At 71.7% G+C, this 16,210-nt stretch carries 11 protein-coding genes; 1 reads left to right on the top strand and 10 read right to left on the bottom strand.

All coding sequences use genetic code 11. The features are described from left to right. From ABT014_RS04300 to ABT014_RS04345, 10 genes are all read right to left on the bottom strand, one after another. Positions 1-671: ABC transporter ATP-binding protein (locus tag ABT014_RS04300; protein WP_350636947.1), on the bottom strand; the 671-nt coding region annotated here is incomplete at its 3' end. 17 nt (positions 672-688) lie between these two features. Further along, entirely contained in the window at positions 689-1,627 is a 939-nt protein-coding gene (locus ABT014_RS04305) for an ABC transporter permease (RefSeq protein WP_350636949.1), read from the bottom strand. Beyond that, positions 1,620-2,546: an ABC transporter permease gene (locus tag ABT014_RS04310; protein ID WP_350636951.1), complete on the bottom strand. Its 927-nt coding sequence runs from the start codon at positions 2,544-2,546 to the stop codon at positions 1,620-1,622. Before ABT014_RS04310 ends, ABT014_RS04305 begins: the two co-directional genes overlap by 8 nt. A gap of 137 nt (positions 2,547-2,683) precedes the next feature. Next, entirely contained in the window at positions 2,684-4,312 is a 1,629-nt protein-coding gene (locus ABT014_RS04315) for a peptide ABC transporter substrate-binding protein (RefSeq protein ID WP_350636953.1), read from the bottom strand. A 423-nt stretch (positions 4,313-4,735) separates the two neighbouring features. Next, complete coding sequence (gene typA / locus ABT014_RS04320; protein WP_350636955.1) at positions 4,736-6,604, bottom strand: translational GTPase TypA; 1,869 nt, start codon at positions 6,602-6,604, stop codon at positions 4,736-4,738. Positions 6,605-6,958: 354 nt separating this feature from the next. Next, positions 6,959-8,695: an ABC transporter family substrate-binding protein gene (locus ABT014_RS04325; RefSeq protein WP_350636957.1), complete on the bottom strand. Its 1,737-nt coding sequence runs from the start codon at positions 8,693-8,695 to the stop codon at positions 6,959-6,961. Between the two features lie 119 nt (positions 8,696-8,814). Continuing rightward, positions 8,815-11,283 (bottom strand): SpoIIE family protein phosphatase, encoded by a 2,469-nt coding sequence (locus tag ABT014_RS04330; RefSeq protein WP_350636959.1) that lies wholly within the window; start codon positions 11,281-11,283, stop codon positions 8,815-8,817. 384 nt (positions 11,284-11,667) lie between these two features. Further along, positions 11,668-14,481, bottom strand: a complete 2,814-nt coding sequence (locus tag ABT014_RS04335; RefSeq protein WP_350636961.1) for a SpoIIE family protein phosphatase — start codon at positions 14,479-14,481, stop codon at positions 11,668-11,670. A 275-nt stretch (positions 14,482-14,756) separates the two neighbouring features. Then, positions 14,757-15,155 (bottom strand): NUDIX domain-containing protein, encoded by a 399-nt coding sequence (locus ABT014_RS04340; RefSeq protein ID WP_350636963.1) that lies wholly within the window; start codon positions 15,153-15,155, stop codon positions 14,757-14,759. Positions 15,156-15,166: 11 nt separating this feature from the next. Then, positions 15,167-15,319, bottom strand: coding sequence for a hypothetical protein (locus ABT014_RS04345; RefSeq protein ID WP_350636965.1), 153 nt, complete (start codon positions 15,317-15,319; stop codon positions 15,167-15,169). Between the two features lie 288 nt (positions 15,320-15,607). Here ABT014_RS04345 and ABT014_RS04350 point away from each other — a divergent pair, with 288 nt between their 5' ends. Continuing rightward, on the top strand, positions 15,608-16,192 hold the full coding sequence (locus ABT014_RS04350) for a pyridoxamine 5'-phosphate oxidase family protein (RefSeq protein WP_350636967.1): 585 nt from the start codon (positions 15,608-15,610) through the stop codon (positions 16,190-16,192). The last annotated feature ends 18 nt before the right edge of the window (positions 16,193-16,210 follow it).

A 16,210-nucleotide genomic window follows, 5' to 3' on the forward strand; every position in this document is an offset into this window, starting at 1 on the left:
ATGTGGTACTCGGCCTGCAGCTCCGCCAGCAGGTCCATCACCTGCGCCTGGACGGTGACGTCCAGCGCGGTGGTGGGCTCGTCCGCGATGATCAGATCCGGCTCCAGGGCCAGCGCCATCGCGATCATGATGCGCTGACGCATACCGCCGGAGAACTGGTGCGGGTAGTCGCCGACCCGCTGGGCGGCGGCGGGGATGCGCACCCGGTCCATCAGCTCGATGGCCTTGGCCTTGGCCTCCTTGCGGGAGGCGCCCTGGTGCACCCGGAACATCTCGCCGAGCTGGTAGCCGACGCTGAGCACCGGGTTCAGCGAGGAGAGCGCGTCCTGGAAGATCATCGCGATCTTCCGGCCACGGATCTTCCGGCGCTCCTCGTTGGACATCTTGAGCATGTCCTGGCCGCGGAACAGGATCTCGCCGGAGCTGATCCGGCCGGGCGGCATGTCCAGGATGCCCATGATGGTCTGGGCGGTGACGGACTTGCCGGAGCCGGACTCACCGAGCACGGCGAGCGTCTCGCCGGCGGCGACGCTGTAGTTGACGCCGTTGACGGCCTTGGCGATGCCGTCCCGGGTCTTGAACTCCACGTGCAGGTCGCGGACTTCGAGCAGGGGGGTGCCGGGGACGAGGCGGTCCTTGGCCTCGGCGGGCTTCTCGATCGCAGTGGTCATGGTGCGTGCCACCTCTCTCAGCGCAGCTTGGGGTCGAGGGCGTCACGCACCGCGTCGCCGAGCATGATGAACGCCAGCACCGTGATGCTGAGCATGCCCGCGGGGAAGAACAGTGCGAACGGGGCGGTGCGGATCACCTTCTGGGCCGAGTTGATGTCGATGCCCCAGGAGATGGTCGGGTCCTGCAGACCGATGCCGAGGAAGCTCAGCGTCGCCTCGGTGGCGATGTAGCCGCCGAGCGCGATGGTGGCGACCACGATCACCGGGGCGATCGCGTTCGGCAGGATGTGCTTGACCATGATCCGCGTGGTGCCGGCGCCGAGCGCCTTGGCGGCGGTGACGTAGTCGGACTGCTTGACGGTGATCACCGAGCCGCGCATGACGCGGGTCATCTGGGTCCAGCCGAGGGCGACCAGGGCGAAGACCACGCTCCACACGGTGCGCGAGGTGAAGGCGTTGAGCACCACCAGGGCGCCGAGCAGCAGCGGGATCCCGAAGAACATGTCGGTGACCCGGGAGATGATCGTGTCGACCCAGCCGCCGAAGTAGCCGGCGAACATGCCCGCCAGGCCGCCGAGGATGGTGACGCCGGCGGTCACGCAGATGCCGACCACGACCGAGGCGCGGGCACCGTAGATGACCCGGGCGTAGATCGAGCGGCCCTGGCCGTCGTAGCCGAACCAGTCGGCCTGGAACAGGTGCGAGTAGTTCGGCTTCGTCAGGTAGTGCAGGCGCAGGTCGCCCGCGCGCGGGTCCACCGAGGTGAACAGGCCGGGCGCGATCGCGATCACGATCAGCAGCACGATGAGCAGTGCCGAGACGATGAAGATCGGCCGGCGGCGCAGGTCGTGCCAGGCGTCCAGCCCGAGGCTGCGGGCCTTCTCCTGCTTGGCCGCGGGGGCCTCGGCCGCGCGCTGCGCGGGAATCTCGGTCTTGGTGTCGGTCAGGTCAGGCATACCGGATCCTCGGGTCCAGGACCGCGTAGAGCAGGTCGACGATCAGGCTGGCGGCGAGGTAGATGAGCACCAGCACGACGACGAAACCGGACACGGTCGCGCCCTCGTTGAGGTTGATCGCGTGGTACAGCGCGTTGCCGACGCCCTTGACGTTGAAGATGCCCTCGGTGACGATCGCGCCGCCCATCAGGGCGCCGAGGTCGGTACCGAGGAAGGTGACCACCGGGATCATCGAGTTGCGCATCAGGTGCGTGCCGATCACCCGGCGCTTGGGCAGGCCCTTGGCCACCGCGGTGCGCATGTAGTCGGCCTTGATGTTCTCGGCTATCGAGGTGCGGGTGAGCCGCGCGACGTAGGCCAGCGACAGCGAGCCCAGCACGATCGCGGGCAGCACCAGTTGTCCGAGGTTCTCGGAGTCCTGGACGGTCGGGGTGACCCAGCCCAGTTGGGTGGAGAAGACGTTCTGGAAGATGAAGCCCAGCACCGGCACCGGGATGGAGATCAGCAGCAGCGTCAGGATCAGGGTGCTCTTGTCGAACGCCTTGCCCCGGCGCAGACCGGCGAAGAGGCCGATCGTGACACCGAGGACGATCTCGATGACGAAGGCCAGCAGGGCCAGTCGGACCGTCACCGGCAGCGCGTCGGTGATCACGTCGATGACCGGGCGGCCGGACATGGTGGTGCCGAACTTACCCTGGAACAGGTCGATCATGTAGTGGTAGTACTGCTCGTACCACGGGACGTCGAGACCCATCCTGTGCTTGAACGCGGCGAGCTGGGCCGGGTCTGCCGCCTTGTCGCCCCACATCGCTGCGGCCGGGTCTCCGGGGAGCAGGCGCGTCATCAGGAAGATGAGCGTGACCGTGCCCAGGAAGACCGGGATCATTTGGAGCAGTCGCCTCGCGACAAAGCGCCCCATCATGCCTCCATCCAGTGCTCTGACGGGCCGTCATCCCGATTCAGAGATTCCATGGCGTGACAAGGCCGGTGCCGGTCCGCCCTTGTGGGGCGGAGGGCACCGGCCGTGTCGCGTCAAGCCGTGCGGTGCCGGCCTGATTACTTCTGCTTGACCTCGACCTGGGTGAAGACCGGGTCACCGAAGGAGTCGAACTTCACGTTCTGGACGTTCTTCGAGTAGCCCGAGGTGGTCTTGTAGTACCAGAGCGGGATCGCCGGCATGTCCTTGGCCAGCTGGGCCTCGGCCTGCTGGTACAGCTCGGCGGTCTTGTCGACCGAGGTGGCCTTGTCGGCCTCGGCGGCGAACTTGTCGAACTCCGGGCTGGAGTAGCCGCCGTCGTTGGCCGCGGCACCCGTGCCGTAGACGTCGCGCAGGAAGTTGGCGTTCAGCGGGTAGTCCTGCACCCAGCCGGTCCGCATCATGCTCTCGACCTGCTTCTTCTTGATCAGGTCGCGCGAGGTCTTGAAGTCCGGCTTCGGGTCGCCGATGCACTCCACGCCGGTGGACTGGCGGATGGAGTTGCAGACCGCGTCCACCCACTCCTTGTGGCCACCGTCGGAGTTGTAAACGATGCTGATCTTGTTGCCGGGGACGCCGCCGCCCTCGGTGATCAGCTGCTTGGCCTTGGCCGGGTCGAACTTGCAGGCGTCGCCACAGGTGTTGTCCTTGTAGCCCATCGCGCCCGGGGCGACCCAGCTATTGGCCGCCTGGCGGGAGCCGTTCAGCACGGTCTTGGTGATGGTGTCGCGGTCGATCGCCATTGACAGGCCCTGGCGGACCTTGGCCTTCTCGACCGGCTTCCAGCCGTCCTGGTACATCGCGAACGAGATGTTCTGGATGGCACCCTGCGGCTGGTCCACGGCGCGGTCGCCGAGGTCGGCCTTGTACGAGGCGAGGTCGCTCGGGTCGACCTGGTCCAGCACGTCCAGGTTGTCGGAGACCAGGTCCTTGTAGGCGGCCTCGGCCTGCGAGTAGTTCTTGAAGACGATGCCGGCGTTCTTCGGCTTGTCCAGGCCCGCGTACTTGTCGTACGCGGCCACGGTGATCGCCTTGTTGTGCTCCCACGAGACGAACTTGTAGGGGCCGTTGCCGATCGGGTTCTGGCCGTACTTCGCCGGGTCGGTGAAGAACGCCTTGGGGAGCGGCGAGAAGGCGGTGTAGCCGAGCTTGTACTCGAAGTACGAGACCGGGCCGGTCAGCTGGATGGTGAAGTGGGTGTCGTCGACGACCTTGAGACCGGACATGGTCTCGGCGGTCGGGTCGCCCGTCGCCGGGTGCACGGCGTCGTAGCCGGCGATGTCGGAGAACCAGTCCGAGTTGATCTGGTTGTTCTTGGTGTTCGCCGACCAGTTCCAGGCGTCGACGAAGGAGGCCGCGGTCACCGGGGTGCCGTCGTGGAAGGTCCAGCCGGACTTCAGGGTGACGGTGTAGTTGGTGGCGTCGGTGGTCTCGATCTTGTCGGCCACCTGGTTGCGCAGCTTGCCGTCGGTGGGGTCGTAGTCGACGAGGCCCTTGAACAGCTGCTTGATGATGCGACCGCCACCGACCTCCATGGCGTTGGCCGGCTGGAGCGGGTTCTGCGGCTCGCTGCTCTGGTAGCTGAAGGTACCGGCGGCGTTGACGGCCGCGCCGCTCCCACCGCTCGAACCGTTGCTGCCGCAAGCGGTCGCTGCGAGGGCGACCGCGACTGCTGCGACGACCCACTTGGCCTGGCTGGCACCGCGCATGGGTGTGCCTCCTGAATCCGTGTTTCAAACGAGAGCGCACCGCGGGGGTCGGCCGGCATCACTGCCGCGGCCGAACGGTGCTTTCCTCGCCCGAGGTTCGGCGCGCACCCCTGCGCGTAACCCTTGACCCGAGCTCGACTGAACCCACTATCGGTCACACACGGATACGAACATGACCACTAGGGATCTCAATTTGGTCACATGGGTGGCGAGTTGGTTTCGAGAAACGGACATTCAGGACATACACAGACAGGGTCGAAACGGACAGTTGTCGTGCACGACGGTCTGTCACGTCCGATTAACGAACTACTGAGTGGTCATCGTCGGCGCAACTCCTACGCGCGTCGACCACAGAGCGTAAGAAAGGCGTCGGCCGGCCACCCCGCCCCGGAGGGCGGAGGGCCGGCCGACGCCGCTACCGGGTCAGTTCTTCTTGGCGCGCGAGGCCGTGCGGCCGCGCTCCTTCTGGTCCAGGACGACCTTGCGGATGCGCACGGTCTCCGGGGTGACCTCGATGCACTCGTCCTCGCGGCAGAACTCCAGGGACTGCTCCAGCGAGAGCTTGCGCGGCGGCACCAGGTTCTCGGTGGTGTCCGAGGAAGCCGCACGCATGTTGGTGAGCTTCTTCTCCTTGGTGATGTTGATGTCCATGTCGTCCTGGCGCGAGTTCTCGCCGACGATCATGCCCTCGTACACCTCGGTGGTGGGCTCGACGAACAGCGTGCCGCGCTCCTGGATGCCCATCATCGCGAACGGCGTCACGACGCCCGCGCGGTCGGCCACCAGGGAGCCGTTGTTGCGCATCCGCAGCTCGCCGAACCACGGCTCGTGGCCCTCGAAGATGGAGTGCGCGATGCCGGTGCCGCGGGTGTCGGTGAGGAACTGGGTGCGGAAGCCGATCAGGCCGCGCGACGGGACGATGAACTCCATGCGGACCCAGCCGGAGCCGTGGTTCGTCATGGTCTCCATCCGGCCCTTGCGGGTCGCCATGAGCTGGGTGATCGCACCGAGGTACTCCTCGGGGCTGTCGATGGTCATCCGCTCGACCGGCTCGTGGGTCTTGCCGTTGATGACCTTGGTGACCACCTGCGGCTTGCCGACGGTCAGCTCGAACAGCTCCCGGCGCATGGTCTCGACCAGGATGGCCAGCGCCAGCTCACCGCGGCCCTGCACCTCCCAGGCGTCCGGGCGCTCGGTCGGCAGCACGCGCAGCGAGACGTTACCGATCAGCTCGCGGTCCAGGCGGTCCTTCACCATGCGGGCGGTGACCTTGTGGCCCTTCCCGCCCTTGCCGACCAGCGGCGAGGTGTTGGTGCCGATGACCATCGAGATGGCCGGCTCGTCCACGGTGATCAGCGGCAGCGCGACCGGGTTCTCCAGGTCGGCCAGGGTCTCACCGATCATGATGTCGGGGATGCCCGCGACGGCGCAGATGTCGCCGGGGCCGGCCACCTCGGCCGGCTTGCGGGTGAGCGCCTCGGTCATCAGCAGCTCGGTGATCTTGACCTGCTGGACCGAACCGTCGCGCTTCATCCACGCGACCTGCTGGCCCTTGCGCAGCTCGCCCTGCTCGACGCGGCAGAGCGCGATGCGGCCGAGGAAGTTGTCGGCGTCCAGGTTGGTGACGTGCGCCTGGAGGGGGGCGTCCTCGTCGTAGGTCGGGGCCGGGACGTGCTCCAGGATGGTGGAGAAGAACGGCTCCAGCGAGTCGCTGTCCGGCGGCACGGTGCCGTTCTCCGGCTTGGTCATCGAGGCGACGCCGTCACGCGCACAGGCGTAGACGATCGGGAACTCGATCTGCTCCTCGGTGGCGTCGAGGTCCAGGAAGAGGTCGTAGGTCTCGTTGATGACCTCGTCGATCCGGGAGTCCGGACGGTCGGTCTTGTTGATGCAGAGGATGACCGGGAGCTTGGCGGTCAGCGCCTTGCGGAGCACGAAGCGGGTCTGCGGCAGCGGGCCCTCGGAGGCGTCCACCAGCAGGACGACCGCGTCGACCATCGACAGGCCGCGCTCGACCTCGCCACCGAAGTCGGCGTGGCCGGGGGTGTCGATGATGTTGATCGTGATCGGGGCGCCACCCTCCTTGGGGTGGTACTTGACGGCCGTGTTCTTCGCGAGAATGGTGATGCCCTTCTCGCGCTCCAGGTCGTTCGAGTCCATCATTCGGTCGTCGAGGTGCTGGTGGGCGGCGAAGGCGCCGGCCTGCTTCAGCATGGCGTCGACCAGGGTGGTCTTGCCGTGGTCGACGTGGGCGACGATGGCAACGTTGCGGATGTCATTGCGCGTGGGCATGCGGAGCGAACTCTCCCGAAATCGTGGGTTACGGCGCCCCGGCTGCGACCCTGCGATCCTGCGACCCCTGTTGATCGCTGCCGCCGTACCGCCTGCTACTACCGGTCCACCTGCCGGGCACGACATGCCTCGGCTTCCTCCTATCGTACGGGGAACCCCCCACCCGGGCCGAAACGGAGGCCCCCGAGGGGGTCAAGATCACAGCTGGGTGACCGTGCGGGCACCCGCCGCACCCGGTGCCGTGCCCCCGCCCGGACGGCCGCCGGCCCGGCCGGGACCGCGACGGCGGTGCCGGCCGGGCCGCTCGGGTCGGGCGCCGGATCGGGCTGCTGGAGGTCGGGGCGGCCGGGGCGGTCAGCCCTTGAGGAAGCCGAGGTCCTGGTAGCGGGGGCCGCCGAAGCCGTACGCGCCGGCGCCGGCCACGGTGGAGCGCACGGCGACCAGGTCGGGCCGCTGGTAGAGCGGCACCGAGTGGGCCTCCTGCCAGATCCGGGCGTCGGCCTGCTGGAGCAGGTCGCGCTGGGCGGCCGGGTCCAGCTCCGCGGCGGCCCGGTCCAGCAGCTGGTCGATCTCCTCGCTGCCGGTCCTGGCGTAGTTCAGGCCGACCACCGGCACGCCGTCCGGGCCGGGCCGGGGCTTGGCGTACAGCGCGCGCTCCTCGCCGCCGGCGAAGCCGGTGGACGGCCAGGAGAACAGCGCCAGGTCGAAGTCCCCGGTGGCCAGGTGCTGGGCGACGAAGGTGTCCGGGGCGACCGCCTGCGGCTTGACCGTGATGCCGGCCGCGGCGAGTTCGGTGGCCAGCTCGTCCGCGGTGCGGCGGGCGGTGGCGGAGCCCTCCGGGAGCAGCAGGTCGAGGGTGAGCTGCTGGCCGTCCTTGGTGCGGGCGGCGCCGTTGGCGGCCCAGCCGGCCTGGTCCAGCAGTTCGGTGGCGGAGGCGGTGCCGAGGGCGGCGCTGTTGTCCCGGTAGCCGTCCTGGTCGGTCATCAGCAGGTGGTTGCCGAGCGCGGCCGCCTTGAGGCCGAGCGGGCCGAGGGCGGCGGTGGCGGTCTTCTGCCGGTCGACCGCGCGAGCCACGGCGCGGCGCACGTTCGGGTCGGTCAGCGGGCCGCGGGTGGAGTTCAGGGTGAGCTGGGTGAAGGCGGGGGCGGCGGCCCGGTGCAGGGTGAGGCCGGGCAGCGCCTCGGCGCGCTTGAGCGCCTGGGCGGAGGCCTCGGCCACCGCAGCGGCGTCCGGCGGGGCGGCGCCGGGGCTGTCGGCGGGCACGGCGCGGTCGACCGAGGAGGTCAGCGCGGCGATGTCGAGGCGGTTCTGGTCGAGCGCGTCCAGCCGCTCGGCGGCCGGGACGGCGAGGAAGTCGAGCTCCTCGGCCTTGGCCGGATCGCCCCACCAGTGCGGGTTGCGGGTGAGCACCACCTTGCCGGCGGCCTTGTCGTAGGAGGCGACCGCGAAGGGGCCGGCCGAGGTGCGGAAGGTGTCCGCCAGCGGCTGGTTGAAGGCGTCCGGGGTGCCGGTGACGGCGGCCGGGTAGAGCGGGCTGAACAGGGACCGCCAGGGCGCGTACGGCTGCTTGAGGACGACCCTGACCTCCTGCGGGTCGGAGCCCTGGGTGACGGACTCGATCTGCCCGTACCCGTCGGGGTGGTCGCTGTGGTACGCCGGGTCGGCGCCGGACAGCGCCTTCCACTGGGCGGTGAAGTCGGCGGCGGACAGCGGGCTGCCGTCGCTCCAGACCGCCTTCGGGTTGAGGTGGTAGGTGATGGTCTGCGGCTGCTGCCCGGCCGGGGTGGAGGAGGCCGATTCCAGGTAGTCCCGGTCGGCGCCGGCCCGGGCGTGCTGGTCCAGCCGGAACAGGCTGGGCAGCAGGGCGTGGGCCAGCAGCGCGGAGTCCGCGGTGGCCTCGCTCTGGTGGACGTTCAGGGTGGTGGGGACGGTGTCCACCGCCCACCGCAGCGTGCCGCCGTCGCGGACCGTCGAGCGGTCGGTGCCGCCGAGGTCGGCGGCGGGTGCGGGCGCGGGGTCGTCCGAGCAGCCGGCCGCGGTGGCGGCCATGAGCAGGGCGAGGGCCGCCGCGACGACCTGGTTGGCGCGCATGCGCTCCTCCGTCGGATAGTCAGCCGACCCGAAGACACGGGTGGGGACCACTGAACGACGGTCGCGGCCGCCGGTGGCGGCGACACGGCGGGCCGGGGTGCACAAAGCACCCGGCCGGGCTACAGCGCGAGCTCGAACCAGACGATCTTTCCCTTGGGGGTGCGGCGACTGCCCCAGCGTTCGGCGAGCAGGCTGACCAGCTGGAGGCCGCGGCCGCCCTCGTCGGTCTCCTGGGCCCGGCGCTGGCGGGGCTGGGCGTAGCCGTCGTCCCAGACCTCGCAGACCATGGTGCGGTCGCGCAGCAGGCGCAGCCGGATGTCGCCCCGGCCGTGCCGCAGCGCGTTCGTGACCAGCTCGCTGACCAGCAGCTCGGTGGTGTCGACCAGCTCGTCCAGGCCGCGCACCAGCAGCCAGCCGCAGGCGAGCTCGCGGGCCTTGGCGACCGAGGTGAGGTGCGGGGGCAGCTTCCAGTCGCCGACCGAGTCCTCGGCCAGCGGCACCACCTTGGCCATCAGCAGGGCGATGTCGTCCTCGCCGTGGTGCGGGTTGAGCTCCTCCAGGACCTCGTCGCAGAGCTGCTCCAGCTCGCGGGAGCCGTTGTCGAGGGCCTCCCGGAAGGCCCGTAGGCCCTCGTCGAGCTGGTGCTTGCGGGACTCCACCAGGCCGTCGGTGTAGAGGCCGAGCACGGTGCCCTCGCCGAGGGTGACCTCGACCTCCTCGAAGGGCTCGCCGCCGACGCCGAGCGGCAGGCCGGGGGGCACCTCGATCATCCGGGCCGGCTCGCCGGGGGCGAGCAGGGCCGGCGGCAGGTGGCCGGCGTTGGCGAACACGCAGCGCTGCTTGACCGCGTCGTAGACGGCGTACACGCAGGTGGCGAGGTAGACCTCGGAGATCTCCTCGCCGGACTGGGTGTCGTCGCCGAGGCCGCGGGCGATCTCGTCCAGGGCGGAGAGCACCTCGGCCGGGTCGAGGTCGAGCATGGCCAGGGTGCGGACGGCGGTGCGCAGCTGGCCCATCGCGACGGCGGCGCGCAGTCCGCGGCCCATCACGTCGCCGATCACCAGGGCGGTGCGGCTGCCGGGCAGCGGGATGACGTCGAACCAGTCGCCGCCGACCTCGGTGTTGTTGTTGCTGGGCAGGTAGCGGCGGGCGATCTCCAGGCCGCTGGCGGCGGGCTTGCCGGGGGGCAGCAGGCTGCGCTGGAGGATCAGCGCGCGCTCGTGCTCGCGGCGGTAGAGGCGGGCGTTGTCGACGCAGACGGCGGCGCGGGCGACGAGTTCCTCGGCGATCGCCACGTCGCGGGCGTCGAAGGGTTCGCTGCCGATGGCGCGGGAGAGCTGGACCAGGCCGAGCACCTGGTTCCGGGCGACCAGCGGGACCACCAGGGTGGAGCGCAGCAGCGGGTCGGGGCCGGGCTGGGGGACGGTGGAGCGGCCGGTGCGCAGGGCGCGGGCGTGCGGGGAGCGGGGCGGGTAGCAGAGCGTGCCGCCGGCCTCGGCGACCTGGACGGTGCCGCCCTGGGAGCCGTAGACCGAGGCGGCGTTGCCGACGCTGCTGCGGACGGCGACCCGGCGTAGCTCGCCGCAGCCGTCCAGGACGCCGGGGCGGCCGGTCAGCGGGCCGGCGTCGCCGGTGAGCAGGGCGGTGTACAGGTCGACGTTGGCGACGTCGCAGAACTGCGGGACGATCACGTCGAGCAGCTCGTTGGCGGTGGTCTCCAGGTCGAGGGTGGAGCCGATGTGGCTGCTGGCCTCGTTGAGCAGCGCGAGGTTGCGGCGGACGCCGGCGGCCTCGCGTTCGGCGACGTGGCGGCTGGTGACGTCCTGGACCTGGCCGGCGACGCCCATCGGGTGGCCGGCGGCGCCGTTCAGCCGGTAGAGCGAGATCGACCAGGCGCGGTTCTCGTCGCGGCGGGCGGGCTCGCCGCCGTGGGCTCCCCGGTTGACCGGGACGGCGCCGCTGAACCGCAGGTCGAGGATGGGGACGCCGCTGTCGAGGACCTTGCGCAGGGCGACCGCGAGCCGGTCGGCGTCGCCGGGCGGGAAGAGGTCGGCGGGGCCGAGCCCCTGGAGGTCCAGCGGGGCCAGGCCGACGACCGCGGCGAAGGCGTCGTTGACCCGCTGCAGGACGAGCTGAGGGTCGAACAGGAAGAACCCGGTGGGGGTCTGCCCGAAGACGGCCTCGGAGGCGGCCAGCTCGGTCTCGATGGTGCGCAGCCGGCCGAGGTCGACGGCGAGGCAGGTGGCGCCGGCGGACTCGTGGCCGGCGCTGGCGGGCATCAGGTAGAGCTCGGCGAGGCCTTCGCCGCCGGCCAGGTCGCGGTAGGGGGCGGTGCCGACCCACTCCTCGCCGGTGAGGATGCGCTCCAGGCGGGCCCTGGCGCGCTGCCACAGCTCGCGCGGGACGAAGGTGGTGACCGGGTCGGAGCCGACCGCGTCGGCGGCGGGGACGCCGAAGAACTCGGCGGCGCGGTCGCTCCACTGGCTGATCCGGCCGTCGGGGCCGATCGCGAAGGTGGCGACCCGGATGAAGTCGTAGATGGATCCGGCCGGGCCGCGGCCCCAGCCGGCCGGCGCGGGTGCCGGCACCGGGCGTCTCGCCCCGATCGGGGCACCCGGCTGACCGGGCACGGCGGCATGACCGCTGCCACTCGTCGCGTTCCGCGCCGGGAGACTGTTCAACGGACCGACCCCTCCAACCCGTGCCCATCCGGATGTCGAGAAGACCGAATATTCGAAGTCCGAGTATTCATCATCCGAGCGCACGCGCACACGTCCCTGACATCACAACATCGAATCGGGCAGCTGAACCCTGTGTCCCGACGGTATAAGCAATCGGCCACTTCCTCGCCGCGGTGGCAGGATCCCGCCGTTCCGGGAGCGTGAAACCGACCCTCCGGGAGGGGAACGGATGTGCGATCGCCGTACATCCGAACCGTGTCCGCGCCGCCGTGCCCGGTCACCGGAGCGGGTCTAGAGGTCGATCTCCACGACCGGCAGCACGGCCGCCTCCTCACCGCCGGGCAGCAGCTCGAACCAGACAACCTTGCCCATCCCCTCCGCCCGGGCCCCCCAGTGCAGCGCGAGCCGGCGGACCAGCTCCAGCCCGCGGCCGCCCTCGTCGCCCTCGGCGGCGTGCCGCTCGCGGGGCGGGTCGGGCAGCGGGTCGGAGATCTCCACCAGCAGCGTCTCGCCGAGCGTGAGACGGACCCCGATCGGGGCGCTGGCGTACCGGACCGAGTTCGTCACCAGCTCGCTGACCAGCAGCTCCGCGGTGTCGGTCAGGTGCTCCATGGCCCACTCGGCGAGCGCGCCGCGCACCAGCCGGCGGGCCCGGGAGACCGCGGTCGGCTCGGCCGGCAGCGTCCAGCCGGCCGTCGGCACGCCGGCCTTCCCCCGGCCGAGCCGGGCCAGCAGCAACGCCACGTCGTCCGGCTCGCGCCCCTGCTCCATGGTGTCCAGCACCGCCTCGCAGGCCTGCTGGATCGAGGCGTACGGCTGCTCCAGCACGCTGAGCAGCCGGCCGAGGCCGACGTCGAGGTCCTTGTCGCGCGACTCCACCAGACCGTCGGTGCACATCGCCAGCAGGCTCCCCTCCGGGATGTCCAGCTCGATCGATTCGAACGGCACGCCGCCCACCCCGAGCGGTGCGCCGGAGGGCAGGTCGAGCACCTGGCCGACGCCGCCGGGCAGCGGGCCGCCGGCCTGCGGCGGCGGGTCGGCCCCGCCGTCCTTCGGCACCACCAGCACCGGCGGGATGTGGCCCGCCTTGGTGGCCACCAGCCGCCCGGTCGCGGGGTCGAAGACCGCGTAGACGCAGGTGGCCAGCAGCGCCTCGTCCGGGCCCTGGGCGAGGTCGTCGGCCAGCTCGTGGACGTGCCGCAGCAGCAGCTCCGGGGCGAGGTCCAGGCCCGCCAGGGTGCGCACCGCCGTCCGCAGCCGGCCCATGGTGGCGGCCGCCCGCAGGCCGTGGCCCATCACGTCGCCGACCACCAGCGCGGTGCGGTCACCGGGCAGCGGGATCACGTCGAACCAGTCGCCGCCGACCTCGGTGCCGCTGCTGCCCGGCACGTAGCGGTAGGCCACCTCGACCCCGGCCGGCTGCGGGACCTGCTGAGGCAGCAGGGTGCGCTGGAGGGTGAGCGCGGCGGTGCGCTCGCGGGCGTACAGCCGGGCGTTGTCCAGCGAGGAGCCGGCCCGGTCCGCGAGTTCGACGGTGAAGGCCAGGTCGTCGCGGTCGAAGCCCTCGCGGTACCCGGCCCGGCTGACCACCAGCAGGCCGATGACGATCCCGCGGGCCCGCAGCGGGACCACCAGCCGGGAGTGCACCCCGAGCTCGTGGGCGGCCTGCACCTTGGGGTCGCCCGGGTAGCTGATGTCGCTCAACTCGTCGCTGCCGGAGAGGAGTTCGGGGACACCGCTGCGCAGCACCCGGCCGAAGGCGGAGTCCTCGGAGAAGGTGATCCGGGCGCCCCGGCGGAGCATGGCCTCGACCTCGGGGCCGTCCTGCACGGAGGCCACGCCCAGCTGGAGCAGCGAGGTGCGGCGGTCGTGGCCGTGCCGCGGGAGGTCGTCACCGTGTGCGACCGCCTGGAGCAGGATCACGCCCGCGTAGTCGGCCAGCCGGGGCACCACCGCGCCGGCCAGTTCCTGCGCGATCCGGGAGGCGTCCAGCAGGTCACCGACGCGCGAGCCGAACTCGTTGAGCAGCGAGAGCCGGCGCCGGGCGTGCTCGACCTTGGCGACCGCGCGGTAGCGCTCGGTGACGTCCATCACGGTGCCGGAGATGCCGAGCACCCGCCCGGAGCGGTCGGTCATCCGGCTGTAGGAGATCGAGCGGAAGCCGGAGCGGGCGGTCAGCGGCGAGGCCAGGGTGACGTCGATGACCGGCTCACCGGTGGCCAGCACCTGGCGCTGGATCGCGGTGATCTCGTCGGCGGCCCGCTCGGGGAGCGTCTCGCCGGTGGTGCGGCCGACGTGGTCCTCGGGCAGCACGCCGTTCATCTCGGCCAGGGTCTGGTTGACGGCGGTGTAGCGCAGGTCGGTGTCCAGGATCGCGATCCCCAGCGGCGACTGCTCGAACAGCGCGTCGCGGACCGCGAGGTCGCGCTCGACCGCCCGCAGGGTGGCCGCGTCCGCCATGGCGACCTGGAGGAACGGCGTGCCGTCACCGTCCACCAGCAGCGAGATCCGGGCCTCCACCGGGACGTTCGCGCCGTCCCGGTCGGTCAGCTCGGTGAGGCCGTGCCAGCGGCCCGTCCGCAGGGTCTCCTGCAGCGCCGTACGGGCCTGCGCGACCAGCTCCGGGTCGCCCATCAGCTCGTCGATCAGCCGGCCCACCAGCACCTCGCTGGGCCAGCCGAGCATCTCCTCGGCCGCCGGGCTCCACAGCACCACGCGGCCGGCCGTGTCCAGGATCGCGACGGCGAGCTTGACCACGTCGAACAGGCTGCCGGCGGCGCGGTCGACCGTGGCCTGGGCGGGCGGCGGGCCACCCGGTCGGTCGGCCCCCGGAGCGGCCCGGCCCGGGTAGCCGAGGGTCGGGCGGCCGCGCAGCGGGGCGAAGGCGGGCGGCGGGGCCTGGCCCGGGCGGTCGGGAGGGCGGTCGGCGCCGTGCGCGTCATCGCCCGGCTCGCCGCGCGGGGGCCTGGCCGGGCCGCGCAGGCGGGCCCGGGCGGCGGCGCCGCCGGGAGCGGGGCCCGCGCGCAGGCCGAACCGGGGAGCGCGCCGCGACCCACGACCGGGAAGGCCCCGGGCCCGCTCTCCCTCGCCGCTTCCCGTGCTCACCACCTACCGGGCCTCCGGCTTCCGGGCGGCGCACCGCGGCGGGACGCCGGGGTGCGGGCGTTCGCCACCGGGCGGCCGGCTGGCTCACCGATGGTGACGAATGCTGCCGAACAGTGACATACCCAGCGGAACACGGCGCTATCCCGGCATATGGGTCGTCTTTACCGATTGACCTACCTGGACCAACGCGGGCCGCGGGCGGGGCCGGCGGGTGGCCCCCGGCGGTTCCTGCAAGCGGCTGCCGCCGGGGCTCGCGCCTGTTGGGCGGGCCCGGCTCAGACCGTGCCGGTGAGCAGCTCGGCGATGTGCGGCAGCACCTCGCGGTCGTGCTCCAGCCAGTCGACGTCGTGCAGTTCACCCGGGCCGAGCCAGCGCAGTTCGCTGTGGTCCTCCAGCGGCCGGGGTTCGCCGGAGACGAGTTCGGCGGCCCAGATCCGCAGCTCCAGTCCGGGCCGTACCGGCCAGCGTCCGGGCAGCTCGCGCAGCGCCCGGGCGCGGACGCCCAACTCCTCCAGCAGCTCCCGTTCCAGGGCCTGCTGCTGGGTCTCCCCCGGCTCGGCCTTGCCGCCGGGGAACTCCCAGTAGCCGGCCACCTCGGGCGGGGCGCTGCGCCGCGCCGCCAGTACCCGGCCCCGGTGGATGAGTGCCCCGCCGACCACGATCCGCGTCTCCATGGGCGCCGACCCTACGCGGCCTCGCGCTCCACCCAGTACAGCTGCTTGTGGCCGCGCGCCTCGTACTCGGCGGCCAGCGCCTCGGCCTCGGTGCGGGAGAGCCCGCCGGCCACCGGGAAGCGGTTGCCGTTGTGGTCCTGGCGCATCACCCGAAAGGTTTCCACGGCGTGACGGTACCGGGCCCGGCCCGGTGGGGGACAGGCCGGGCCCGGAGCAGGACTCCGACCGTAGGGGCACTTTGCTACCGGCGGGTACGGAGGTCGTTAACAACAGGTAAGCCCGTGCGCCGGCGCGGCCGGCGGCAGGGCGGCGCGAGACTACCGGACCGCGCCGGAGAGGGACATACCGTCGGCCAACCCCCGGCAAACTACGGGCGACCAACCGTCCCACCCCTTGGTACGGCCCGCGAATGTGCTCGACCCGCGGGGCGGTCGGCGAGGACAATCGGGCGCATGGGCAAGACCTACCAGCGCATCGACGGCCGCCTGCGGGAGTTCATCGAGGGGCAGCCGGTCTTCTTCGCCGCCACCGCGCCGCTGACCGCGGACGGCCACGTCAACGTCTCCCCCAAGGGCCGCTCCGGCACCCTCGCGGTGCTGGACGAACTGACCCTCGCCTACCTGGACTTCGGCGGGAGCACCGCGGAGACCATCGCCCATCTGCGGGAGAACGGCCGGATCACGCTGATGTGGTGCGCCTTCGAGGGCCCGCCCACGGTGGTGCGGGTGCACGGCCACGGCGAGCCGGTCTTCCGGGACGACCCGCGCTTCACCGAACTGCTCGGCCACTTCCCGCCGGAGGCGGACGGCGCGGGCCTGCGGGCCGTGGTGCTGGTGCACGCCGAACGGATCAGCGACTCCTGCGGGTTCGCCGTGCCGTTCATGGACTACCGCGCCGACCGGGAGCTGCACGCCCAGCACTTCGCGCGCAAGTCCGAGGAGGAGTTCGGCGCGTACTGCGAGGGCAAGCAGTACGTGGGCACCAGCATCGACGGGCTGCCCGCCCTCCCGCTGCCGCTGCCGCCCCGGCCGAGCTGAGGCCGGGACGGCAGGGCG

The organism is Kitasatospora sp. NPDC094015 (assembly GCF_040304075.1).
Classification (GTDB): domain Bacteria; phylum Actinomycetota; class Actinomycetes; order Streptomycetales; family Streptomycetaceae; genus Kitasatospora.

Bases quoted from the DNA above. Each gene is read 5' to 3' on its own strand.
- ABT014_RS04305 (WP_350636949.1), bottom strand. From the start codon at position 1,627: ATGCCTGACCTGACCGACACCAAGACCGAGATTCCCGCGCAGCGCGCG.
- ABT014_RS04340 (WP_350636963.1), bottom strand. From the start codon at position 15,155: ATGGAGACGCGGATCGTGGTCGGCGGGGCACTCATCCACCGGGGCCGG.
- ABT014_RS04325 (WP_350636957.1), bottom strand. From the start codon at position 8,695: ATGCGCGCCAACCAGGTCGTCGCGGCGGCCCTCGCCCTGCTCATGGCC.
- ABT014_RS04315 (WP_350636953.1), bottom strand. From the start codon at position 4,312: ATGCGCGGTGCCAGCCAGGCCAAGTGGGTCGTCGCAGCAGTCGCGGTC.
- ABT014_RS04350 (WP_350636967.1), top strand. From the start codon at position 15,608: ATGGGCAAGACCTACCAGCGCATCGACGGCCGCCTGCGGGAGTTCATC.
- ABT014_RS04310 (WP_350636951.1), bottom strand. From the start codon at position 2,546: ATGGGGCGCTTTGTCGCGAGGCGACTGCTCCAAATGATCCCGGTCTTC.
- typA (WP_350636955.1), bottom strand. From the start codon at position 6,604: ATGCCCACGCGCAATGACATCCGCAACGTTGCCATCGTCGCCCACGTC.